Source organism: Paenibacillus camerounensis (assembly GCF_000723885.1).
Lineage (GTDB): Bacteria > Bacillota > Bacilli > Paenibacillales > Paenibacillaceae > Paenibacillus_AQ > Paenibacillus_AQ camerounensis.
In genome coordinates this window covers 44,331-69,077 of the sequence record NZ_CCDG010000023.1, presented here as the reverse complement: position 1 = coordinate 69,077, position 24,747 = coordinate 44,331, and the positions used below count along the sequence as shown (strand labels likewise).

Annotated in this window: 25 protein-coding genes and 1 pseudogene; 25 read left to right on the top strand and 1 reads right to left on the bottom strand. The window is 36.5% G+C overall.

What is annotated here, in order from left to right; all coding sequences use genetic code 11:
* Position 1 precedes the first annotated feature (1 nt).
* The 10 genes from BN3772_RS09655 (at position 2) to BN3772_RS09615 (ending at position 10,639) form a co-directional block, all read left to right on the top strand.
* Positions 2 to 922 (top strand): SPL family radical SAM protein, encoded by a 921-nt coding sequence (locus BN3772_RS09655; RefSeq protein ID WP_086074494.1) that lies wholly within the window; start codon positions 2 to 4, stop codon positions 920 to 922.
* Between the two features lie 153 nt (positions 923 to 1,075).
* The gene (locus tag BN3772_RS09650) at positions 1,076 to 2,500 is read left to right on the top strand and encodes a B12-binding domain-containing radical SAM protein (protein WP_042199107.1); all 1,425 of its coding nucleotides are present in this window, start codon (positions 1,076 to 1,078) and stop codon (positions 2,498 to 2,500) included.
* Positions 2,481 to 3,473, top strand: coding sequence for a hypothetical protein (locus BN3772_RS09645; RefSeq protein ID WP_042199106.1), 993 nt, complete (start codon positions 2,481 to 2,483; stop codon positions 3,471 to 3,473). Before BN3772_RS09650 ends, BN3772_RS09645 begins: the two co-directional genes overlap by 20 nt.
* Entirely contained in the window at positions 3,442 to 4,422 is a 981-nt protein-coding gene (locus BN3772_RS09640; protein WP_042199105.1) for a radical SAM protein, read from the top strand. Before BN3772_RS09645 ends, BN3772_RS09640 begins: the two co-directional genes overlap by 32 nt.
* An 18-nt stretch (positions 4,423 to 4,440) precedes the next feature.
* Entirely contained in the window at positions 4,441 to 5,733 is a 1,293-nt protein-coding gene (locus BN3772_RS09635; RefSeq protein WP_042199104.1) for a radical SAM/SPASM domain-containing protein, read from the top strand.
* On the top strand, positions 5,730 to 7,373 hold the full coding sequence (locus tag BN3772_RS09630; protein ID WP_042199103.1) for a B12-binding domain-containing radical SAM protein: 1,644 nt from the start codon (positions 5,730 to 5,732) through the stop codon (positions 7,371 to 7,373). The genes BN3772_RS09635 and BN3772_RS09630 overlap by 4 nt, the downstream gene beginning before the upstream one ends.
* Positions 7,374 to 7,394: 21 nt before the next feature.
* The gene (locus BN3772_RS09625; protein WP_042199102.1) at positions 7,395 to 8,870 is read left to right on the top strand and encodes a radical SAM protein; all 1,476 of its coding nucleotides are present in this window, start codon (positions 7,395 to 7,397) and stop codon (positions 8,868 to 8,870) included.
* A gap of 16 nt (positions 8,871 to 8,886) precedes the next feature.
* Positions 8,887 to 9,021: a hypothetical protein gene (locus BN3772_RS31500; RefSeq protein ID WP_280114382.1), complete on the top strand. Its 135-nt coding sequence runs from the start codon at positions 8,887 to 8,889 to the stop codon at positions 9,019 to 9,021.
* A gap of 270 nt (positions 9,022 to 9,291) precedes the next feature.
* The gene (locus BN3772_RS09620) at positions 9,292 to 9,561 is read left to right on the top strand and encodes a PqqD family peptide modification chaperone (RefSeq protein WP_157643573.1); all 270 of its coding nucleotides are present in this window, start codon (positions 9,292 to 9,294) and stop codon (positions 9,559 to 9,561) included.
* A gap of 154 nt (positions 9,562 to 9,715) precedes the next feature.
* Positions 9,716 to 10,639, top strand: coding sequence for a hypothetical protein (locus BN3772_RS09615; RefSeq protein ID WP_042199100.1), 924 nt, complete (start codon positions 9,716 to 9,718; stop codon positions 10,637 to 10,639).
* Between the two features lie 70 nt (positions 10,640 to 10,709).
* On the opposite strand, the pseudogene BN3772_RS31225 reads toward BN3772_RS09615, so the two are convergent.
* A pseudogene (locus BN3772_RS31225) lies at positions 10,710 to 10,811 on the bottom strand (IS5/IS1182 family transposase); the annotation flags it as partial.
* 136 nt (positions 10,812 to 10,947) lie between these two features.
* Between BN3772_RS31225 and BN3772_RS09610 the strand changes: the two are divergent.
* The 15 genes from BN3772_RS09610 (at position 10,948) to BN3772_RS09540 (ending at position 24,738) form a co-directional block, all read left to right on the top strand.
* A complete protein-coding gene (locus BN3772_RS09610; RefSeq protein WP_042199099.1) occupies positions 10,948 to 11,742 on the top strand; it encodes a class I SAM-dependent methyltransferase in 795 nt (264 codons plus the stop codon).
* A gap of 378 nt (positions 11,743 to 12,120) precedes the next feature.
* Positions 12,121 to 13,188: a hypothetical protein gene (locus BN3772_RS09605; protein ID WP_042199098.1), complete on the top strand. Its 1,068-nt coding sequence runs from the start codon at positions 12,121 to 12,123 to the stop codon at positions 13,186 to 13,188.
* Entirely contained in the window at positions 13,158 to 14,870 is a 1,713-nt protein-coding gene (locus BN3772_RS09600; protein WP_052380446.1) for an HAD-IIIC family phosphatase, read from the top strand. Before BN3772_RS09605 ends, BN3772_RS09600 begins: the two co-directional genes overlap by 31 nt.
* A complete protein-coding gene (locus tag BN3772_RS09595; RefSeq protein ID WP_052380445.1) occupies positions 14,851 to 15,087 on the top strand; it encodes an acyl carrier protein in 237 nt (78 codons plus the stop codon). The genes BN3772_RS09600 and BN3772_RS09595 overlap by 20 nt, the downstream gene beginning before the upstream one ends.
* Positions 15,087 to 15,497 carry a VOC family protein gene (locus tag BN3772_RS09590; protein WP_042199097.1) on the top strand — a complete coding sequence of 137 codons (411 nt, stop codon included), beginning with the start codon at positions 15,087 to 15,089 and terminating at the stop codon, positions 15,495 to 15,497. The genes BN3772_RS09595 and BN3772_RS09590 overlap by 1 nt, the downstream gene beginning before the upstream one ends.
* Positions 15,498 to 16,493 (top strand): hypothetical protein, encoded by a 996-nt coding sequence (locus BN3772_RS09585; RefSeq protein ID WP_042199096.1) that lies wholly within the window; start codon positions 15,498 to 15,500, stop codon positions 16,491 to 16,493.
* 62 nt (positions 16,494 to 16,555) lie between these two features.
* Positions 16,556 to 17,542 (top strand): cysteine peptidase family C39 domain-containing protein, encoded by a 987-nt coding sequence (locus BN3772_RS09580; protein WP_042199095.1) that lies wholly within the window; start codon positions 16,556 to 16,558, stop codon positions 17,540 to 17,542.
* Between the two features lie 20 nt (positions 17,543 to 17,562).
* Positions 17,563 to 18,024 (top strand): NUDIX hydrolase, encoded by a 462-nt coding sequence (locus BN3772_RS09575; protein WP_042199094.1) that lies wholly within the window; start codon positions 17,563 to 17,565, stop codon positions 18,022 to 18,024.
* A 24-nt stretch (positions 18,025 to 18,048) separates the two neighbouring features.
* Positions 18,049 to 18,804, top strand: a complete 756-nt coding sequence (locus tag BN3772_RS09570; protein ID WP_042199093.1) for a helix-turn-helix transcriptional regulator — start codon at positions 18,049 to 18,051, stop codon at positions 18,802 to 18,804.
* 247 nt (positions 18,805 to 19,051) lie between these two features.
* Entirely contained in the window at positions 19,052 to 19,300 is a 249-nt protein-coding gene (locus BN3772_RS09565; RefSeq protein ID WP_052380444.1) for a phosphopantetheine-binding protein, read from the top strand.
* Positions 19,301 to 19,315: 15 nt separating this feature from the next.
* Positions 19,316 to 20,809, top strand: coding sequence for a class I adenylate-forming enzyme family protein (locus BN3772_RS09560; RefSeq protein WP_042199092.1), 1,494 nt, complete (start codon positions 19,316 to 19,318; stop codon positions 20,807 to 20,809).
* A gap of 23 nt (positions 20,810 to 20,832) precedes the next feature.
* Complete coding sequence (locus BN3772_RS09555; protein ID WP_042199091.1) at positions 20,833 to 21,576, top strand: 3-oxoacyl-ACP reductase family protein; 744 nt, start codon at positions 20,833 to 20,835, stop codon at positions 21,574 to 21,576.
* A 1-nt stretch (position 21,577) separates the two neighbouring features.
* A complete protein-coding gene (locus BN3772_RS09550) occupies positions 21,578 to 22,891 on the top strand; it encodes a phenylacetate--CoA ligase family protein (protein WP_042199090.1) in 1,314 nt (437 codons plus the stop codon).
* Positions 22,892 to 22,909: 18 nt separating this feature from the next.
* Positions 22,910 to 23,524 (top strand): hypothetical protein, encoded by a 615-nt coding sequence (locus tag BN3772_RS09545; protein WP_052380443.1) that lies wholly within the window; start codon positions 22,910 to 22,912, stop codon positions 23,522 to 23,524.
* Positions 23,525 to 23,550: 26 nt separating this feature from the next.
* Complete coding sequence (locus tag BN3772_RS09540) at positions 23,551 to 24,738, top strand: phosphopentomutase (RefSeq protein WP_042199089.1); 1,188 nt, start codon at positions 23,551 to 23,553, stop codon at positions 24,736 to 24,738.
* Positions 24,739 to 24,747 lie beyond the last annotated feature (9 nt).

Here is a 24,747-nt window from a genome sequence, read left to right as displayed (position 1 = left end):
GATGATGAGATCATATGAAATCAAACGAATTTCACCAGCAGTGAATAAGACAAGTCAAAAGATTGGTCCGAAGATCCTTGTTAATCCGTACTATGGCTGCGAACATCAGTGTCTCTTTTGTCCTGCAAATGATGGGTTTCTTAAACGCAAAGCATTCGATGATTTTAGGGAAAAAGGTGTAATCCGTGTTGTCGAGAACATCATTGATCATGTAGATAATTATATCCTCAATAACGATTATGCCAAGGTGATCCATTTATCACCGGTGTCTGACCCTTTTCAACCGGTAGAAGCAGAGCTTCAGCTAAGCAGACAAATCATAAAACATGCTGCTGACATTAACATGCCTGTAGCCATTTGTACTAAAGGATCCGTTCCTGGAGAGTTATACCCGTTAATCCAAAAGCATCCGCATTCCTTTGTGCAAATTTCAATTTTGACTATAAATGAGGCTAAACGAAAAATGCTTGTCCGGGGAAGCGGTGCCAGTGTAGAAGAATTATTAAACGAGATTGAGGCGATGTCTGATTACGGCATCCGGATTATTGCCAGAATTGATCCGATATTCCCCTATATCACCGATGATATGGCAGAATTTGAAGCACTGGTAGATGAGTTGAAGAAGAGAAAGGTAAGATATATTGTCAGCAGTGTGGCGGATGTTATCGAAGGTGCCCTTGATAGAGAACGGGGATATCTAGAAGCCATACAACCGGGACTATCTGAAAAGTATACAAATTTGTACACAGAGAAGATAAATGGAAGATTACACGCAAATACAGAGTACCGTGAGAATATTTTTTCCAAACTGAAAGAGATCTGCGAAAGTAAAGGACTGGAATTCGGAATTACATGGGAACCGGATATAAATGGTAACAGCATAAATCACAAATACAGCCACCAAATCTCAAATATGCTATAAGTAAATTCATATAACAACGATAAAAATTCTTCCGGGAACGAGGTGCAGAACATGAGAATTGCTTGTATTCTTCCACACAGTAATTCAATATACAGGCATAAATATTGTGCGGACTATGTTCATATGTCAGGCCTTATTACAATTAGAGAGTTTATGAAGAAGAAAGGGTATGACTCCCAGATTTTCGATTTTATAAAAGAAGAAGGGGAGGATGAGGAGGAACTAACTGAGGCGTTAGAGCTTTATGATCCGGACATCGTGTGCATATGCGGCATGTTTTGTATTGAGGATATTTACGATTTTATGTGGGCGCGTAAAAACAGTCTGGAACACTGTATATGTATCGCAATCGGAACAGGTGCATTAGATTATGTCAAATGTCTAGAGAGTATGCCTATGCTTGATTATGTTATACCTGTGAATCCTGAAGAAGTGCTCCTGGATATTATCAATATTGAATTAGGCGCTATGACACTCTGCCGATTAGAAGGTGCTGCATATAAGGATGTTAGTGGAGAGATATGTTTTGCCAAAAGAAATTTCAACTCCCTTAATGACATCATGGCTGGTGTGGATGTGCGGCATTACATCTCATCAGAAAATCCTTCAATGGCTTTAGTATGGTCCAGCAGGGGCTGCTGGTACAGGTCCTGTATTTATTGCAATATCGGAGCTGCATCAACATTATGTCATGGAAGCGGCTGGATATGCCGGGATATAAAAGAGGTGGTGGCTGATCTAAAGATCTTGTATGAGCTTGGTGTCCATAATATTCATTTTTTGGATGCCGAGTTTATCGGCCCAGGCAAATTAGGGCGCAAGAGGGTTATCGAATTTGCTGAACTCATTCGTGAAAGTAAAATGAAATTGGAATTCTATATAGATGTCAGGGCAGATTGTATTGACTATGAAACTTTAAAATTACTTAAGGATGTCGGATTAAATTCAGTTTTTGTGGGAGTTGAATCGGTGTCATCCCGTGAACTTTCCACGATCAAAAAAGGGTACGGCCGGGAGAAGGTTGTAAAGGCTCTGGATTGTATAAAAAAAGCCGGTATCGGTTACAGAATAGGCTCTCTTCTGGCTGTGCCGGACAGTACGCTGGATGACATTGACTCCAAACTGGAATTCTATCTGGAACAGAAAATATACGAAGCAATAAATATAACAGGCGTAGGTTCTATATTTCATGAACTTCATTTGCATTTAGGCACTCCAATATATAAGGGATTCAGGTCCTTTGTTAAAGATGAAAGCATCTGGGAAGGAGAAGTCCCCTGTTACTACATTGATAGAGATGTTCAACTTTTTATTGCCCAGGCAAGAATTTTTCAACAATTTGTCTTGGCCCGCTATGTATATTCCAAAGAAAACTGGAATAATCCGGACCTGGTGAAAAGATATCATTTTTCATTAAGAATTATTGCTTTATCAGGACTCCGCAAACTGATTTCAGCACAAAAAGAAGGACAGGATTCCATTCTGCTGCATGAAAAAATTGTTGATATCTTTAAAAAACATGATCATACGTGGACCAAAATGGGAGGGAATATTTTTGATGAACTCGCTTATAGATAATGATCTGGTTTACAAAGACAATGAGGCGCCAGCGATATTGCTGGAGGAGGATTACCGGGATTTTCAAGGACGGGACTTTGAAATTCTAGGGAATATGTTAACCGGGCTTAAAGAGGCCAACATTAAAAATATTATTATTAAATCAATGAGTCCCCAGGCGTTAACCGGGATGTCTGAATATGTTCTTAACAAGATTACTGCAGGAATTGTGTGGCGGATTAATTATGAGGATTTGTTGAAGATTTATGAAGAGCGGCGTGAATTGCCCTCTTGTGTGAAGCTTGTACTAAGAATAGAAGAAAACATTACGAATGAATGTTTAAATTCAGCTGATTTTTTGAATACTTTTTGCGAAAAAATTAACGGGATAAATAGAAATTATTATAAAATCTCCGCTATGATTTTAAATCTCAATACAAATCATCTTGTGAATGTTGAAGAGCTGCTGCTGAATGTCTATAACCGAACCCAAATTACACTAACTTTAAATCCAGAGCTGGACGCAGATAAAGGCCTGCATATAACATGGGCTCAATTGGACCATCTGTACCGTATTTCTATAGAAATAAATAAGAATTGTGAGAATCGTACAGCTGTACTGATGGAGTTGGGAATTCTTCCTGCCAGACTGCTGAATGAGCATCCCTGCAACGGTTATGTCTGTTTTAAACACACCTGCCATTCTTCTAAGGGGGATGTTCCAAGGAGACTGGCTGTCATGAGAGACGGCAAGGTGTACCCTGAACGCAAACAGGCAGACACTAATTTGTTGATCGGTGATCTTGCAGAGAATACTCTGGAGAACATGCTGATCTCCTATAAGGATAGCGAAAGCCATGAACTGTTCAAACAAATTTCCAAGGCAGTGCATATTAAGTGGGTGCAGACCAGCCCATTTCGTGTAGTACCTTGGGGCCATTTGTTCAGTGAGGAGGCAAATTATGCAAATAAAACAACAGAGGCTTCAGTATGAGTCTATTTCTATCGAATTAACCAAACAATGCAACCTGGAATGCCCTTATTGCTATTCCAGACTGAAGAAGAAGGAAGAGGAACATCAATTGACAACAGAACAGCTGTGTTTCTTTTTGGAGAAATTCAAAAGCTCCGGCGGGCGCAGAGTTTTGTTCACAGGTGGAGAGGCACTTCTAAGGACTGATTTCAAAACGCTGGTTTTGTTTGCCAAATCGCAAGAATTACTAGTTGATTTATTTTCTAATGGAACACTTATTGACGAGGATTATGCTGAATTCATCAGCAAGCATATCAATATGGTTAACATTAGTTTGGATGGTCCCCTTGAATATCATGACCGGATGAGAGGGAACGGCAGCTATGAACAAACAATAAAGGCGTTATCTTACCTTGCTGAACAAGGTGCACATGTTGCCCTGCAGTGTATGGTGACACCGGAAAGTTATGATGACTGGGATTGGTTGAAGGATATTATCCTGCACACAGATCCGGTGATGGTGAAGTTAGGACATGTGAGCAGAATGGGCAGAGGAAAATACAATGAAAAGTTATGGTTAACGAGTGATAAGATACTGGATTTAAAGTCTGTCTCAGGGATTTTGGCTGAATCACATAACCATTTCCACACGAGAATTACCACGAATGTCATTACCAAAGAAGAATATTTAAAGTTCTACCCGACGCTCGAAAACGTACTTTCCCCGTGGATACTGCCTGACGGAAATATTATGAGCTGTTATGTACACCATAATAAAGAAGATTGGGCTATCTCTAACCATGAAATATACCCTCAATATAATGAGGAAGTTTGGCAAAACACAAGACTCCTTGAGCAGCAAATGCAGCTTGAGGTCATGCAGCGAGAATATTTTGACATGCTTGAGCTGTCAGAACAAGTAGCTTCCAGAATTAGCAGCGGGAATAGAAACCTTGCCTCATCACATTAAAATATTAGGAGAATTAATATGGCCCGTAAATACTATCTGAACGGTAATTTCATCCTGGTCCAGAAACCTGAACTTGTCCTAATCAGAATGAAGCCATACGGAATTTATCCCATCAATGAAGCAGGGGTAAAGATCCTGCAATCCGTTCATCATACCGCTGATCTGGAAGGGATATGCAGGGAGTGTAACGCAGACACAGAGAGCAAAGGTAACAAGCTATTAGCATTTTTGGATCTTTGTATGGCTAATCATATTTTAACAAATGATGCAGCAAAGCAAGGGAAACTGAGCGTTAAGGCCCCTGGAACAACTCCGTATCTGGAACGGCTATTTTTTGAAATAACCGACCGCTGTAATCTGAATTGCAATCATTGTTATATGTCTGCGTCTTACAGGTCTGTTACTACCACGGATGTGCCGTTGGAGAATATTAAGGATGTAATAGCTCAAGCGGACAAGCTTGGCGTCTACCGGACAGATTTTACAGGCGGAGAAATTTTCTCCCGTGACGACATTGATTCGGTTCTAAAAATCAGTGCCGATCATTTTATGATCACCAACATATTTACGAATGGAACGCTGATCAATGAATCCATGGTTAATCTTTTGGCGGATTTGGGGAATATCCGGACGGTTTTCGTTAGTCTGGATGATGTCGTAGAGAAGGAACATGATATATTCCGGGGGATGAGGGGGGCTTTTTCCAGTACAATTCAAGCATTGCATTTAATGAAAGAAAAAAATATTAAGGCGGTAGCAAACATAACTTTGAGTAAAAGAAACATTAACCGAATACAAGAGATCATTGATTATTGCCGAAATGAGCTTCAGATTGAATGCAGAACTGCACCGATTTTATATGTAGGGCGGGGAAAATGCTTTGAGCATATGGATCTGACTTTGGACGAGATTAGCGAAGCAATGAAAATATCATTGAAAAACCGGGTTAAATTCACTTCTGGATATTGTGAAGACGAGGCACCTAACGGAACAATCGTCCCTGGCTGCGGAGTTGGGCATAAAATGCTGTATGTGCGTTCTAACGGGGAAATGTGTTTGTGCCCGACGCTCAGCTCACGGGAAGCTGACATGTTTAATTTAGGTAACATTTATCAGGATCATCTAAAGGAAGTGTGGGAAGAATCTCGCGGTATTGTAGCTTTCAGGGAATCGGCATGTAAAAACAGGAATTGTAAAAACATTGGGGTGTGTCTGGGGGGCTGCCGCAGCCGCGCTTACTTAATAAATCAAGACCTGTGTGACGTAGATCCTATCCTTTGCAACTTTTTTAAAGAGGAAGTTGTAGTATGAACATATTGTTGTTGTATCTGAATCCATTTGATTGGGCATCTATAGCAGCCCCTCCTTACGGGCTTGAGATTATCTCTAATTATGTGAAAAGAAACATTGACGATACGACAACCAGGATTGTAAATCCCTTCGCTTTTAAAAATATGAAGGATGATTTGAACCAATTGTTATTAAATTTCCTGCCGGAAATGATCGGCTTAAGCATCAGAAATCTTGATAATATGGCCAACATATGGACGGAAAAAGCGGAAGCACGCAACGGAATCAAAACAAGAGGCTTCTTGCAAGAATATGAAGAGGTCGTTCGCATAATAAAAGCAGTTACACAAGTACCCGTGATCGTTGGCGGGGCAGGCTTCAGTATTGCTCCTGCGGCCATATTGAGGAGACTGGAACTAAACCTGGGGATTGCAGGGCCGGGAGAAGTCACATTTGCTAAGCTAGCCAATGCAGTTAAAAGCAAGCTTGATCTAACAAGGTATGTTGATAATAACCTAGATCAATTGGATGGAATGATCTATGTTTCTTCTCAAGCTGACAGGGTCAGTCCGCCGGCGCACGCTATGCACTCCACTGAAATGTCTTTTTTCGAACGAGCTGTCCAATATAGTCCGAAATGGACCGGAAGTGTGCCGGTCAGAGTTTCTACAGGATGTACAGGAAAATGTTCATTTTGCGTAGAAGGAAGCTTGTTTCCAAAAAACCAGTGGAGAAGTATCCAAGATATCATCAACGAAATCAAGCTGATCAACAATCATAACGAGGCCGTATGGTTAGCCTGCAGCGAACTGAACGATTCGAATGAAAGCAATGTAATTGAATTATGTAATGCGATCAGGAAGAGCGGGGTGAAAAATCGTTTCAGCTCTTACTTCACTCCGGCTCCCTTTTCCAAGGAACAATATTATGCCTTAAAAGCAGCCAACTTTTCGGATCACAGCATCTGTTTTGGAATCACGCATGTGTCAGACCAAGTATTGCATAAAAATAACATTGCCCATCGTAAAAAAGACATTGACCAGCTGATAAAAACACTTGTAGATGCAGGAGCAACAGGGATCACCGTAGGATTCATTGTAGGGTTACCTGGAGAAGATGAACAAACCTTAAATGAATTTATGGAATGGATCAAGGAAATGGATGATCTGTTTGGGGAAGGGCTGCGCTGTTTCTACAATTGCGGTGTCAGGGTGTATCCGAATACACAGCTGGCCCGGATTATTCAGAAGCAAGGTAACCGTCATAACCTGTATGGAGAGGCTGGGCCGGACTTTTTGGAGCCGGTGGTTTTCTCAACGCCATACGCTCCGGAGGAAATGAATCAACGGATTATTAAAGCCATCGGAAAGACAAAGGGTACTGTAGCTTCCTATAATCTGGGTAATGAACTGCTTCAGGAAGACATAAAGGTTGCTATGCATTGGCAAAGATCAAAGTACCACCAATTTGAAAACAATTATAAAGAAGCTATCGGCGAATTGCTGGAAATATATTCTTTGTGCTCCAAAAAGAGTGTGAAAGAAAAATTAATGCTGGATACCATTCAATTGATTATAAAGGCGAAGAAGCAGGACTTGAATGCAAGCTTTTATCTCAATCACATGCTGGAGAATTCTGCTTTTTATTCGTTAGTTGATTAACTAAATAACGGGGGGGATTCGATGAACGCTGATAGCGTCAATTACTTGAAAGGGATCAGGGAACCATTAAGACCAAGGATCAGAATGACTTCTTTTTGTAACAGACAGTGTAATTATTGTTTTGCACAGGACTTTCTCTCTGAGGAAACATCCGACCGGGAAATCTCTATTGACAATCTGACTTACATTCTAAACAGGCTGACTGAGGATGGAATTCCTATGGTCGGCTGGCAAGGTGGAGAGCCGTTACTGCACTCCCGTATCGATGAGGTTATAGCATTACACAAACAATATGGCATACAGGTTATGCTTTTTACAAATGCGCTAGTTCCGCCTGACGTTATACAGTCATTGGACGGGGTAGTGGAACATGTATTGATTAACTGCAATGAGCCGTCAACCTATTCTGCGGAAGAATGGACATTGTTTAACCAAAATATCGCTAGCTTTATTTCTTTAAAAGGAACCGGCAAAGTCGCTCTTGGCATCAATGTATACGATAGCTCCATGGACACGGATTTTATTATTGATTTGTCCGTTAAGCACGGTATAAAAGAAGTCCGAATTGATATGACCCGGCCAGCACCCAGTAATACTAACGACTTCATTAAATTCTCCGGAATCAATCAAATATTCGCTTTAATTAAACAAACCATTATGAAGCTAGAGCGAAAAGGAATTTCAACGCCGCATTTGGATTGCCCATTTCCACTGTGCACTCTTTCTGAGGAGGATAAGAGATTTGTACAAAAGTATATTCATGACGATCTCAAATTCGGTGCATGCCGGACAGGAGTCGATATAACGACAAACGCTAAACTTTCCTCATGCTTTTGCTCTGTACCTATCAGGGATACGGGTCTTAGAAAGTATAAGAACATATGGCATGCTTGGCTGAGCCTAGAACATTTGGAGAATAAAATTCGCTGGGAAAGATATACGAAAGAAAGCTGTAAAACTTGCAGCTATCATACTCAACAAATATGCCAGGGCGGGTGTCTGGGCTATAAAATCGACGCTGGCGAACATGTTGATTTTGCCGGTATTAAGTACTCTCAAAATGATCTGCCTGATCATTACCTGGAGGAGCTGGCTTCTGCCTATAAGTTCTTTTACAAGTCTAATTATGTGGATTGTTACTTGGTGCTGAAAAGACTGCTCACTCAATACGAACATGAGAGAGCTTTATGGTTAATGGCCGTGGTCTGTGTCTATCTCAAATATGATGCTTATGTTTATTTTGTGAAGTTTATTACCGTAAGTAAAACACCCTTAATTTCAGCTTACGAAGCAGGATCTGTTCTATGGTCAGCCAAACTGTTGGATTTAAGCCAGAATGTAATGGATTATGGACTTGATTTGGCAACTGCTATGGACTCCGGATACCAAAGGTTGTTACATGCGCTAATCAAAGTTGTAAAAGAAAGTAATAAATATGATGAGATTAATAAATATTTCAGAATGTTAATAACGGAATCCAAAGAAAAAGTGGTGTGAAAGGAGGTGAGAAAAAATGGAAAACAACAAATCGGAGCTTATGGAACTCGCAATTAACAAAACTGAACAGGAAGATATTTTTGAGCCTGTCTTAGGAGAACTAGTATCTGATGATTCCTTTGCATTTACCCTGCTATCCTGCCATTGCTAATCACAGTGAAATTTAAACAATACAAGGTGGTGAATAGATATGGAAAATAATAATACTGAAATGACTAAACAATTAATGGAGCCGCAAGAGGATATTTTTGAGCCTGTCTTAGGGGAATTAGTATCTGATGATTCCTTTGCGTTCACATTGTTGTCTTGCCATTGTTAATGACCATTAATTAAATATCCCAGACTAATGCAGGTCTTGCTCAGGGTATGACTTAATAGAATGCTGCTTGCATTAGTCAGGGCTAAAAAGCGAGGGTTACTAATGACAACGTATAAATTAAAAGATTCAGTGAAGATGGAGTTAAATGAAGGAGATTTAATGATTGTTGACATGGAAACAGGTTTTGTAGGCAAAGGCAATAAACATGCATATCAGATCTTATCTTTACTGTCTGAACAAAAAACGGTTAATGATGTAATTACTGTATTGAAATCTCAGTTTCATGAGAGTCAGATAGAACGAATTGAAAAATCAGTGCCAAGTGTTTTGGAGTGGGCAGTCGAAAGAGATTTAGTCTTATCCCACCCGTAAGGGTAAGGCTCAGAAACCACCAAAAAGTGCTAAGGTGTGTTTCGGATCGACATATAAAGCGCGATGCCTAAAAGTGTGAATATTGTGCGTGGGGCTGGTCCACACGCACAATGAAAAACCAACTGGATCGCCAAAAAGGTAGTGAGAATTAGATATGGACAAGAAGTTGAGAATATCGGCGCCCTATATTACGACTTATCCGCCTTATGCTAATATTTCTTCAATGATTGGGGGCTGCAAGGACGCCATGAACTGGTTTCATAACAACTTTGTTGACTTGAAAATTGAAGAGGACACCATTTTTTTTGCCGAACATCCAACATTATTTGATTCATGCCCATGGCTCTGCATTGAGAAATTAACAAGAGAGCAAATTCAACTGAAATGGAACAGCTTTGTTCATTTTGTAATCGATTGTATCGATGCTGGTTGCTATTTAAATCTTACACTAGACCAATCGCAAATATCTAATGCTAAAAGGACAACGGCCCCTTTTTTTCACGAAACAATGATCTTTGGCTATAATTTCTCTAAAATGGTCATTTATATTGCCGATAATTTCGGAGGAGGAGACTACCAAACAACTGAGTGCACTTTTCTAGAAATCTCACGGGCGTATGCCCGATTTAAGCCTAGTTCTTATCTTGGAATTAACAAAATAAGCGTAACTGAAATGGATTATAATTTTGACCTGGAGTTTGTATTGAAGTCCATGCGCAGCTACATGAATTACCGTTTAAATTGCGACCTTAAAACCTCTGACGTTTACTCTTTTTGGAATAATAAAATTATTAGATTTAGCGAACGTGATGATTTGGATATACGTGATTTCCATTTATTGTGTAGTCACAAAAAGTGCATGCTGGACCGATTGAATTTCATGAAGGACAACGGCCATGTTCATAAAGAAAGGAAGTACGATGACTACATTGAAGTCGTTATTCAGACCCATATTCAACTATACTTGGCATTAAAATATTTAGTCACTAAAGACCATAAAATTGTTGACCGAATCATCTACGGCAATAACCGAATCCGTGCAAAAGAGTCAGCGATACTAAAAAGACTCTTTATTTAAGACCTCTTTCAAATGATATGAAACCCTGTTAACTCCATCTGGCAAAGCATCTCGTAACCGGTTACCAAGTCGTGGCATTGGCCGCCAATAAACTCAAAGCGAAGAGATTACCCAAGGCATCAACAACCGCATAAATTTTGGTTGTTAATGCGCCAGGGGAACGTCCAATCGCTTATTGAAGCACCCCTCCCTTTACCCCCGCTCCATGCTGCTGGACACGTATAATTGTTGACTTGCTCGAACACCATTAAATATAAATGGGAGGGCGACTATACTTTAATACTCCCCAAAAAACGGAGGAAATCGCCTTGTTTGACGAAAAACCGATTATTTCTAAATGGGTCGCTGATATATACGACCAAAAAGTTACCGAAACAGAAGATGTGGATTTTCTGTTATCGGTCATTGGAAATGAACCTAAACGAGTTTTAGAAGTCTGCTGTGGTAGTGGACGCATACTTATACCGCTTGCTAAGGCGGGACACACCGTTATCGGTATAGATGCAGACACATTTATGTTAGATAAAGTTTCAGCAAAAGCCGCAGGACTTGAAAAAATCGAATGGCACAAAGCTGATGCGGTGCATGACGATTGGGGTTCTGGCTTTAATGTAGTTGTGCTTGCCGATAATATTTTATACAACATAGTTTCTGACATGGATTATAAAAAAGCACAGGAGTTGTTTATTAAAAAGGCGGCTTCTTCGCTTGTTCCAGGTGGATATGTTTATATTGCATATAGTCCGGGAGGCTATAACATAACCAAGCCGGGGCAATCACAGTCGCATAAAGACAATGGAAGTAGGGTTGTATGGGAAGGTACGGACAACGATGGCAATTACGGAAAAATGATATTATTACCCGGTTCGTTCAATGCTGAGACAAGTCTTAATAGCTTTAGTCGAAGGTTCGAGTTAACCTTTGCTAATGATGGGAAGATATCACAAGACATTGATTGCGTAAAACATTTCGCCACGCTTGAGCAAATCCACGGTTGGTTATCTGATGCCGGATTTATAATCGAACTTGAATGTGAGGGTTTTGACAAAAAAACTATCAATGATGAATCGTGCGAAGTTATAATTTATGCACAGAAAAAATAGCATTTCCTAATTATGAAGCCCCCATGACTTAAGTGGCATCAAGCAAAGTATGTCTCGAAAAAGGAAAAGAGAGCTTATTTAATGACTTACAATTCTTACGATGGCTAGTTCATGTGAAGAGATCAACTAAATATTGAGCTTAAGAATCCTGAAATACTTCAGTGTGCAGTGTCATTAAATTAGATAATAATCATTATCTGAGATATCAAATCATAAATTAGGTGGTTGGTATCATTTTTACTTAATTTCAATAATATACTAAAATTTCTAATTGAAATTAATGATGGAATGTTTTAAAGTAATCAACAGAATCTGAAACATATTTACAGATGCATAGATTTAAAAGTAAATTTTATTTAAAGGAAAGAAGGATGTCTTTTGCCCAAACATGCATTGGATAGTAACTATTTTCTAAATAAGGCAGGTGTTCCTGATCCATTTGTACAGAATCTTAACGATTGTTATGAACGCGCTTTATATTTTATAATGTCGAATAGAATTGAAAATATTTCCAAGTATCAAAAAATTTTTATCGGTGACTTATCATTTTGTTTGAAGATCGATCCCAGCTATAGAAATATGAGGTTAACTCCCAATAAAAATGATTTTGCAGAAGCTTTAGTTCTTGAAAGGCACTTTCACCTGGTAAATGACGCTAATGAATCAATGTTACAAATTGAGAATCTATTAAATGATAACTTCTATCTGATGCTCCGCACTGCAGAAAACAAACTGCCTTTTCTAAAAAGATTTGATCCTGATTATGTCATTGATGAGAGCTATAACCCGGGTCATTTCTTATTAATTATTTGGCATGATAAAGAGAATCTCTACTATGTTGAAAATCCGCAAAATTTGTCTTTAGAACGTCACATCACATTAGCTTCAAATTCGGAAGTGGGAATAATAAAAAAAAGCGATATTTTAATTCCGTTTAATTATTTTGTGGAATGCTTCTCTGTAAAAATTAATCAGGAACATCTTGAAACTGCCAAAGTTGCTCCTATTAACGTCTTCAGTAGGTATGATGAACAGGACAGCCGAGAAGATTACATAGAAGGGTCTAATTATTATTATAATCAGCGGGCTTTACAAAAATTGATCAGTATGTGCAATGAAGAAAGATTGTTTTTAAACCTGGATTATAGCCGGCCGGATGAGAACAAGTTATTGGTTGGTTTAGACAGAATAATTAGAAGAAGAAAAATGCTATATGATTATATGGCCGGAGGTGGTATAGAAAAAAAAGGTCTGCCTCTATTGAAAAAGAGCATAGAAGAGTTTGAGTTGACCAGATACGCACTCTTAAACAATATATTACGAGGCAACTGGTTATTAGATAAATCCTATGCGTCAAATTTTGAGAACATTCTTCAGGTAGAGCTTGAACTCTTTAATACAAAGGAGCTGAGGAATTGTTCAGGGAATACGAAAGTTCAAATGTAAAATTTGATTCTCATGAAACAAGTAATATTAATCAACTGCTATTGCGGTCCTCAACTGAGTGGTCATCTACGTACACTATCAAGATTTTAAGGAATTTTCCCTTTGAATTTATTGCAAAGTCTATGCAGTACTATCTGAATTCGTGGAATGCTTCCTTCAATTATCTTTATTCTGACTATGATCCTTCGCTGGGTGTTTTTGAAATCGAGCCGGAGGTTGATGTTGTTCTAATTTGGCTTGATTTTAGGATGTATTATAAAATGCAGCCCAAATCCTTTATAACTTGGCTTAGATCCCGGATTATTGCAGTTCAAGCCTGTACTGAAAAACCAATTTTAATTAACAACTGGTTTGAGAATTTAGATGAAGAAATATATATTGGCGGATTATCAGAAGAACTGCTTTGGACCAGAGAAAGCAATTTTTTATTGCAGGAAACTCTTCAGAGTATGTTTGGAGTCTTTCTTGTTGATTTAAGTCTACAGTCTGTATCCAAAGAAAAAAACCTTTATGATTTAAGAAATGATAAGATGACCAGTTTTCCGCTTAATTCTTACGGTACGAGGCTATTGGCAAAGTATCTTGGACTTAATCTGTTTCCCGCCTTGTTGGCGAGTAAGATCAAGGTACTGGTCTTGGATCTAGATGATACTCTGTATAAAGGGACATTGGGTGAAGAAGGGACTAACAAACTCACGCTCTCCAATGGTCATGAAACACTTCAACGCCTTCTGATTAAACTTAAAAACAACGGCTTAATTCTTGCGGTCTGTTCGCGGAATGACGAGGCTGATGTAAACGCTCTATTTAGAGAGAGAGAAGATTTCCCTATAAGAATAGATGATTTTTCAGTGGTTTTAGCAAATTGGGAAGACAAAAGTAAAAATATTCTTCAAATTGCGACATCAGTTAATGTAGATCATACAGCTATTCTGTTCGTGGATGATAATCCAGTCGAGTTGATGAAAGTAAAAGATAAGCTACCTGGAATTCATGTCTTACTGGCTGATTCTGATGGATTGGAAACCAAGAAACGTCTCATCAATTATCCTGGAATATATAGCATACAAAAAGACGAACTGGGAGTAAAACGTTCGGAGGATATAAAGGCCAATCAAGTACGTAAGATAATGGAAGAAACTTCAGTTAATCTCAACGAATATTTGAAAAATCTGAACATGAGCATTGATATTTACGAGAACAAGGTAATCCACAGTAAAAGATTCTATGAATTAAGCAACAAAACGAATCAATTCAATCTGACGCTAAGAAGATTTGAGATAGCTGCGGTGGAGAAGCTTTTCTCAGCTGATGATCATATTGTGTTCACTATCGGATTAAAGGATTGTTTAACAGATAGTGGTATTATCGGTACTCTTGCAGCTTCATTGCAAAAAAATACAGCAACACTTATCGAGTTTCTAATTAGTTGCAGAGCCGTAGGACGGGAAATAGAAAACGTTGTTTTATATCATTTTATTAAAGAATTACATAAACGGAGGATTGATAACGTATGCTTTCAATACCAGAATGGCCCACGTAATCAACCTGCTATTAAATGGCTTGAAAATATTAGCGGAAGCAAAAAGTACAAAAATACAAAAGAGCTTTTGAGCGTACTAGAACCTTTAGTATTAAGACATCCAGCTGAGGTGAATTATTATGGTAGAGATGAAAAATAGAGTACGTGAGATTATGGTTAGTGTTTTAGGAATTGAGGCAACAGCGCTGAAGGATATTGTCCGTGAAGAACGGATGGAATGGGATTCATTGAACCATATGCAGTTGATTTTTATGATCGAGGATGAGTACAAAATTCGATTTACAATAGAAGAAATCACTCAAATTCAAACGGAAGAGCAATTGGTTCTGTTGGTCTCAGAAAAAACAGGTACTTGATGATTAATCTTCAATTACACCATATAGGATTAGCCACTCGATCATTAGAAATGGACAAAGATTCTCTATTATTGCTGGGATTTGAACAGGAAAGCAATCTGTTTTTTGACCCTATCCAAAAAATAAACTGTCTCTTTATGAAGCAAAATCATGTAAGGATAGAAATTATCGAACCAACCAGTACCGACTCACCGGTAACTGAAATTATTGCACGGGGACATAAGATGTATCACCAGTGTTTTGAATGTACGGATATATACAAAACTATAGATTATCTTTGCTCTAAAGGAGCGCATTTACTATCCCCTCCCGTCCCCGCTATCGCTTTTGAGGGAAGAAATATATGCTTTTTAATTTTACGCTCTATGCTAATTGTAGAACTAATTGAAAAATCAAATGAGGTTTTATAAATGAATACAAAAATATTACCAGTAATACACCCGACACTGGACTCTTATTCCAAAGTAGGCCACATTCTTTCAATCGTTCAATCATATAATCAAACAGAGGATTGGTTATATAGTAATTTTATTCAATTGGTATATAAAAATTATGCTTTGGTAAAGTACGATACGTTTAACTGGTTTTGTCCATGGATACACGATCAGAAATTAAGCCGCGAATTCATTACAATAAAATGGAAAAGAGATTTTGCGGAGTTTTTAAGGGATTCAATTGATCTGGGTTACTACATAAGATTTGATATTGATCATTTTTATTTAGATGTCAGTGATAGCTATCTAAAAAACAATCGAGTACACGATATCTTTGTGTATGGATACAGCATGGAAAATAAAATGTTTTATGTATCCGATAATTTTAGGTCAGGCATGTACTCCACCGAAATGGTCAAAATGGAGCAGGTTCAGGAGGCCTTTGAGCAATACATTTCTAAAAATAAACCTGATCATGATGATATTAAACTAATGAGCTTTAATGCTAACGCCAAATATCAATTCGATAAAAAGTATGTTATTAACGCTTTAACTAATTATCTGGAAGCCAAAGATGTATCACGTCCAAAAAGTCTATTAAATGAGCCGGTTGAAGGGATAGCCTTTGGAATCCGGGTGTATGAGCGTTTAAATGAGTATTACTTAACTTTAATTGATGACAATTCGCTGATTGATTTGCGAGGAGCCCATGCAATACATAAACACAAGGTGCTTATGCTGAAGAGACTTGAGTATCTTATGTCAAAGAAAATAATTGCTGACGGCAATCAAATCTATGAACAATTTAAAGTAATCGAAAAGAAAAGCGACTTACAAACAAAAATCCTGATGAAATATTGGTTTACTAAGAAAGAAGGCTTGCTTCATAGAATTATATCAATTAATAACGAAATTATGATTGAGGAGTACGAAACTATACAGCAGCTCGTTAAAGCTCTTGAAAGGCAGTGAAGACTTTGCTTCAAGTTCAGCAGAGTTAAAACAATCAACATATTTGAATAGGAGGTTAGCATTTGGGTGCAAAAGTATTAAAGGTAAGTAAACCGTTATTGACAACATCAAATATATATGGAACCTTATTTTCAATTATTTCTGATGAAAAAAATTTGGAACCATGGATTTATTCGAATTTTATACAGCTAAGATATGTTATTGACTGGAATGTTTACTTTTTTGATAATCATGATTTACTTTTTGAAACATGCCCTTATGTCACTAAGACTTCTATTAACAGGGAATTAATTAATAGATGGACTTCATTTAAGGAATTTATTACATATTCTATTGATGAAAATTTGTATATTTGGTGCCACTTGGACCGATTTTTTATCCCTAGTTTTAGTGAATATCAAAATAACAACCGTTTTCATGAAACGCTTATTTACGGTTATGATACTGAAAAAAATATCATTTATATCTCTGATAATTTACAAGGCGGGGCATATAAAACTACACAATGTACTTTTGAAGAAGCTGAGGCTGCATTTCAGAATGTTGAAAGTGAATATGAATTTATTAATAAAGTAAACTTAATTAAGAAAAATAGTATTATTGATTTTGATTCACATGCATTTAACAGGGAGTATTTAATAGATAGTTTACAACGATATTTATATTCAAAGAGATCATTTGATTTAATAAATCCAAAAGTTTTGAATATTTACGGATTAAACGTCTATCATCATCTAATTTCTACGATAACACATCATAAAAAGGATACGCCGAAACTTGATATTCGAGTATTTCATTTGCTGTGGGAACATAAAAAATTAATGGTTATGCGCTTAGAATATTTACATGAAATATCATGTTTAACGGAATCTGGTGATCTGATCGATAAATACAAAAAGTTAGAAAAAAAGTCATTAATCATCAGAAATCTTGCTTTGAGATATGAAGTTTCTCGAAAACTCGATGACCTAACCAAAATTGAAAGTGGACTTGTAGAAATAATGAATTCAGAAAGAGAGCTGCTTGAAAAATTGATTTCAAATATTTAGTCGGTATCGGAGGAAATAAAATGCCTGATTACATTAAATGGATTAGATCGAAAATAGGTAATGAAGAAATTTTTTTGAATTTTGCTGCAGCTATTATTGAGAATGAAGATGGCCAAATTCTTTTGCAAAGAAGAAATGACAATGATAAATGGGGATTTCCTGGTGGAGCGTTCGAGTTAGGCGAATCGGCAGAGGAAGCAGCTAAACGTGAGGTTCTGGAAGAAACAGGGTATATAGTCGAATTGAATTATTTGCAAGGAGTATATACTAAATACTTTGATAAATATCCCAGCGGAGACAGAGCCCAAACCATTCTTATCGCTTTTGTCTGTAATATTACGGGTGGATTTGCTTCAATTGAAGATGAAGAAACTAAAGATTTAAAGTTCTTTGCAATTAAAGATATTCCAACCTTGTTTAATAAACAAAACAATGATATGTTAAGAGATTTTCAGAATAACAAAAGAGGTGTATATCGTTAATTATTGCGATAAGGAGTATACGAGATGACAAAAGTTATTGCTATTAAACATGGAGAAGACATTTTTCCTGAGGCGTTCATAGAAGTGACGTTGCATAATACAGAAATGATGATTATACGCTGTTCAGGAGAGCTTGAATTAACTTCCTCCAAATATAAATGTTTTTTAGAAAAAAATAAGCTAATATCGTTAGCCTATTTTGGCGGACTAAAATTTAAAAACAATAATCCTTTTTCAGTAATTCTTGAGGGCTTTATAATAGATACGATAAAAAATGGAGAAAAAGGTAACGTGTGTTATTTAGAGTGCCCTCAATATGCTAGTGTTTATGAATCTATTATGAATTTAAAAATACAGGATGAAAATTCCGGAAGATTATTATCGACTTTTGTAGAGGAAATTACTAGAACTGACTTGTTGGCGACTAATGAAAAATCAATACAGAAAAAAGCTGGGAAAATTGACTCTCGTTTAATTAAAATTAACCGGTTTATTCGATTAAATTACAATGATAAAGACATATCATTACAAACTTTAAGTCAACTAGTGAATTGTTCTACCACTTATTTGAGTAACTCTTATTCAAAAGTTTTTAACATTCCACCTATATATCATCTTAACAAATTACGTGTATATAATGCTCAAATCTTATTGAATCAAAGCAACCTTACAATATATGAAATTGCAAGAAGGGTAGGATACGTAAGTACAAGTCAGTTTTGTTCAATCTTTAAAAGATATTTTTATACAACTCCAACAGAATACAGGAATCTATTTTGACTAAATAATAGCGATAGAGCTAATATGTCTCATTGCTGCTAAATTATTCAACTATTGATGAGCTTCAGGTTGCCTGAAAGCTCTTTTTACTATGTATTATGAAATTACCAGTTGTTTAGCTTTATTAGAGAAATGTATTGGAAAGTATATGTAAATATTAAATAGTGGTACATTTTACATAAATAATTGATTAGAACATATGATAGTGGTATTTATATTATATTAGACTATTTGGAGGTAAAATACATTGTTGATCGAAGACGAAACTATTAGGAAAATTACTGAGGGCATATTGGATATTCTCCAGAATAAAAATGAAATTTCTATTGAATGTGATCTTATGAATCAAGGGTTAGATTCATTGAAAACTGTGCAGCTTATTGTTTGGTTGGAAGAAGTATTTGACATCGTAATTGATGATGAAGATCTTTTGTTTGAGAACTTTGAGAGTATAAGTAAAATCAGCAGTCTTGTTAAGAAGTACAGAGCAAATTAGCTGGAGGGGAATCATTTGCATATTAAAAAGTTATTAGAAAGACAACAGGATAATAACAATACAGCTGTTATTATTAATAATCATTCATATTCGTATAAGGATTTATACGATCGTGCTAAAACATTGAGTTCTTTTCTTTCGCGTATTATAAGCCCTAGTTCCGGTAATATTGCGTTATTTCTTCCGAATAGTTATCAATACGTATATTCTTATTTCGCTATTACGATGGCTGATAAAGTGATTGTTCCCATTTCAAATGAAGCAAAAGCTCCAGAGATCGTGGCAACAGTTGATTATTGTGATGTTGATATCATTATTACAGACTCGAAGCATATTCCAATCATAATAGAAGTTATATCGAAGGTATCGAGGCCGATATTGATTATTAATGGTGAAACACAAGAAATTATTGAACCGAATGATGATTACAACTCTCTGCATATCACAAGAGAGCCAAACTGGAATGAGGATTTGTTTGATGTGGCAATTATGTTGCACACATCAGGAACAACTAGTAATCCTAAAAGAGTCATGTTGACCCATGAAAATTTAATTGCAAATATAAAATCCAATATTTGTTCATTGGAATTAACTTCGGCTGATAAGGTGTTAATACAGCTTCCCATGTTTTTTGGTTATTGCAATACTGCTCAACTATTAACCCATATTTATCTGGGTGCTTCTATTGTAATTATGGATAAAATATTTACACCAAATTATTTTTGGAGAATGGTTGAACGCGAGCGTATTACTAATTTTACAACTGTCCCCTCCTGCTTATTACTCTTGTTGGAGTCGCGCTCTGTAGCTGAAAATCAATATGCATCCCTTCGTTATATCTGCTTTGGTGGTGGGATTATGCCATTTGATCAATTGAAAATATTGATTGAAAGATATCCATCAATTGGTTTTGTACATACATATGGACAGACAGAAGCTTCTCCCAGAATTACTTGTTTATTACCGCCTGAATCTCTTGTTAAGTTAGGATCAGTCGGCAAACCTATTCCCAATGTAGAACTTAGTCTAATAAATATTACTCATACTGAAGATTCAAAAGAAGGTATTGGAGAGTTAATCGTAAGAGGACCTAACGTAATGAAGGGGTATTATAAAAGAAAAGAAGAAACAAGTAGAACGGTTGTTAACGGATGGCTCCACACGGGTGATTTGGGAAAATATGATGATGAAGGTTTTATTTACCTGGTTGGTAGAAAGAAAAATATTATTATTAGTTCCGGAATTAATATTTACCCTGAAGAAATTGAAGAGATAATCATGAATTTCTCGAATACGGAAAAAGTAATTGTATTTGGCGAAGCTGATGATTTATTTGGTGAGTTGCCGGTAGCCAAAATTAAATTTAAAAATCAGGAAAATGAACAAGAAAATATTAGTCTCCTCAAAGAGCATTGCCAGAAGCTTTTATCAACAGTAAAAGTTCCTAAAAAATTCTATGTAGTTTCTGAGTTTGAACAAACGTTGACTGGAAAATTAAAGAGATTCTGATTATAAAAGAAGGTTGGAGAGACATGATTATCGACTTAGTAAATAAAACAGTTGTTATCACTGGCAGTTCCAGAGGTATAGGGCGTGAAGCGGCTTATCGGTTTGCACGCGAAGGTGCTAATGTCATTATTAATTATAAGAGCAGCTATGAGCAAGCGGAATCTTTACTACAAGAAATCAAAAAAATCAATAAAAACTGTATTGCAGTCAAAGCTGATGTGACGAAAGTAAAAGAAGTAGAACACTTGTATCAAGAGACTATCAAAACGTTTGGACGAGTGGATGTTCTATTAAATAATGCGGGATTATGCAGTGATAACCGTATTAATATGATGAGCGAGGATCAATGGAAAGATATAATGGATGTCAACTTGAATAGCGTATTTCTTTGCAGCAAGATATTTTCGAAAGATATGATCAAAAATGAATCAGGGAAAATCATTAATATAGCGTCTATGAAAGGGCAAATTGGTTGTGAAGGTCAAACGAATTACAGTGCTTCAAAGGCGGGGGTTATCGGTTTTACGAAAGCGCTCGCTAAAGAGTTGGGACATTTTAAAATTAGCGTAAATGCGGTGTGTCCTGGCTTTATTGTTACAGATTTAAACAGACACAATGAGGAAAAACAGACAGCAGCAAATTCTCTTAGTGTTATTAAGCAGGATAATGCATTGGATGACCTTATGAATTTTCTTGTTTTTTTACTATCTGATCACTGTAAAGGTGTTAGTGGCAGAATTTTTAATATTGATTCTAGAATAAAATGAGGTGGATATAATACTTTACACTGAAAATCAAAGGAATAAACTATTAACACTTTTAACAAATCTCCGTGAAAATAATAAATACTTCAATAAAACATTTAAAAGTATGAGTGAATTTTCACATGAAAATATTATGGATGTATATGATTTTATTGAACCTATCACTAAGCAGAATATTATGTCAAATATTCATCAGTATCTCCCTTCCTCTTTCGTTTCAAATTTTAAAAGTCATGATGAACTAGAAAGGGAACTTCTTAATGTAGATAACTTAAGTCAGAATCATGATAAGGTTTATAGTTCTCAAAACGAAAAGTGGTTTATTGAAACCACTACGGGCACAACAGGAAAACCGTTTGCTGTTGTTAAGACGATGAGAGAACGTATGATAGAAGCATCATATCTACTAAAATGTCGTAAGAGAGTTTACGAAGATGTTTCTCTGAAAAACGGCTTTCTATTAATACATCAGTTGGATCCATATTTGAAATCAATCGATTTTAGAAAAAATGATGAAAATTTACAACATGTTGTTAAATATATGCTAGAAACTAAACCCGAATGGATGTTTATAACAGCATATTTATTAAAAAGATTATCCAACTATTTATTGATTAATAAACCTATGGATTTGTCTGGATTAAACCTCAAGTTTATTGAGAATACAAGCCAGCATTTGCTTCCCGAAGAATTGGAAACGATTGAAGCTTTGTTCCAGACCAAAATCATCAACAATTATGGATGCCGGGAATTTTGGAATATCGGATATGAATGTAAGGAAGCAGGGCATTTACATTTAAATTCAGATTATTTGATCGTAGATGTAATTGATGATGAAGGTAAAATTATCAAAGAAGAGGGAATAGTGGGTGATGTCGTCGTTACTAATCTTGTTAACAAAACGATGCCTTTTATAAAATACTATTTGGGTGATCGAGCAAAAATCTACAATAACTGCACATGTGGCATAAAGACACCTTATATCGTTTTAGAAGAGGGAAGGAAACATGAGAAATTAGTCAATACAAAATATTATGGTAACGTTGTATTCCGGAAAGTATTAAGAGGGTTATACTTCCACAATAAATACCATGAACTTAAACGTATAAAGATCATTCAGGATGAACCATTTCACCTGTCCGTTTACCTAGATATCAATGGTAATTCTATCGAAGGGTTTAAAGAAAAATTTCTCTGGCACTGTAATGAGACAATAGGAAAAGATATACAAGCATTTTCCATTGATTTTGTGTATGACTATCCATTTCAAGAAAGTAATTCCTATAAAGATCAAGTCTTCATTAATAAAGTCATATGAACGAATGGATGAAAATGAGTGCATAATAAAGCGGTTACATTTGGAAGGTATATGCTGATTTCTTACGCTCATCTGAATACAATTCAAACGATTTTAAATAAGTGGAATCACGTAACTATCGGAATTCTAAACAATGATACAAAGCCAAACATATCGAATAGAGTTTTTCTTAATAAACAAATGTTTTATAAGCTTTGTGAAGAGAATTGGGTGCCTGAAAAGTGTATTTTTTCTGTTGAGGAAAGAATAAAAATGTGGAAAGCCACAATAAGCGAGTACAAAATTGATAAACATGTTGATGTCGTTGCTATTGAACGACCAGAATATGCATCGGTGAAATTCAATAAATTATTCCCGGAAACAAATTACGATCTCCTTTTCCCAAAACCCACTACAAATGAAGAGAGTGTATTTGATTTAATCCGAAACGAGTGTTTTTCTGAAATTTTGCAGCGTAAGGTTTTTGAGATTGAACCGGAACTCACAATCCATACAACTGATATTAAAAACAAAATCTATGAGGGTGTATCCAATTGGGATGAGTTCATGCCTCAGAGTGCACTCCAACTATTCAATCATTTTAACGGAAATGAACGAATGTTTAACGGTGATCAAAAAAAGATATTCACTTAGCTCATATGAAGGAAAGAGGTAGTCAAATGACGAGATCAATCATACTTGTGATTGATGGACTTGGTGTCGGAGAAATGGAAGACGTGAAACTATCAAGAATACAAGATGTAGGCGCTCATACTTTGAAAAGCATTCGGAGCAATTATGATATGGAAGGATCACTACTAAATCACTTGAATCTTTTTGATGCCAACAAAAATAGTGATGTCATTCAGCCAGGGCTTCATATTGGAATCGGGAAGATCGGATTAGCACATGCAGGAGCTGATAGCTACTTAGGTCATCAGGAAATGATAGGAATCATTACCGATCCGAAGAAAATTTTTTTGGAAGATATTTATGCTGAACTCTCAAAGGAGCTTAATAAAAAATATAAGACTGTATGGCATAAGAATTTGTTGTTGATTGATGATTCTATTGTAATCTCTAACAATGTAGAGTGCGATCCAGGACTAAATTTAAATGTTTTTGGATCACTTGAATCTACAACGTATAAAAAAATACTGGAAATCGGAACGTGGCTCAGAGAGACTGTTGACAGTTCCAGAATCATTGCCATGGGGGGCTCTCCACTGACGTTACAGACCATTATAGAAAGTATAGATCAAAGAGTTGACCCGGTCAGTGGTAGGGTTTATAGCGGTGTGAATATTCCCAAGACACGCGTTTACAACGAAAGCTATCTGGTTTCACATCTTGGTTTTGATAAAAAAGTTAAAAATAATATCATCGATATCTTTCTGGCGCGGGATGCAGAGGTTTCTTTAATCGGGAAAACAGCAACGTTATTTGCGCGTGAGAAAGCAACATGTCTTCCTGAAGTGAATACTGCTTCAGTGATGGAACTGCTAATTCAACAAATGGAGCTACAAAAGACAGGTTTAATATTTGTCAATGTCCAAGAGCTGGATTTGGCCGGCCACTCGCAAGATGTACAAAAATGTGCAGAAGTTTTAGACTGGGTTGAACACTATTTACCAAATGTCTTAGGAAAACTTGATAATGATGATTTACTGATCATAACAGCGGATCATGGAAATGATCCTTTAATTGGCCATCCGAATCATACAAGGGAATATGTTCCTTTAATTGTTCTGAGTCACAGAGAAATAGACAAAAAATTAGGAGTTAGATCAACTTTATCAGATGTTGGGGCGAGTGTTAACCAGTTTCATAATTTTGAACAGCCACAGATTGGAAAATCATTTCTTTAAGGGAGAGTA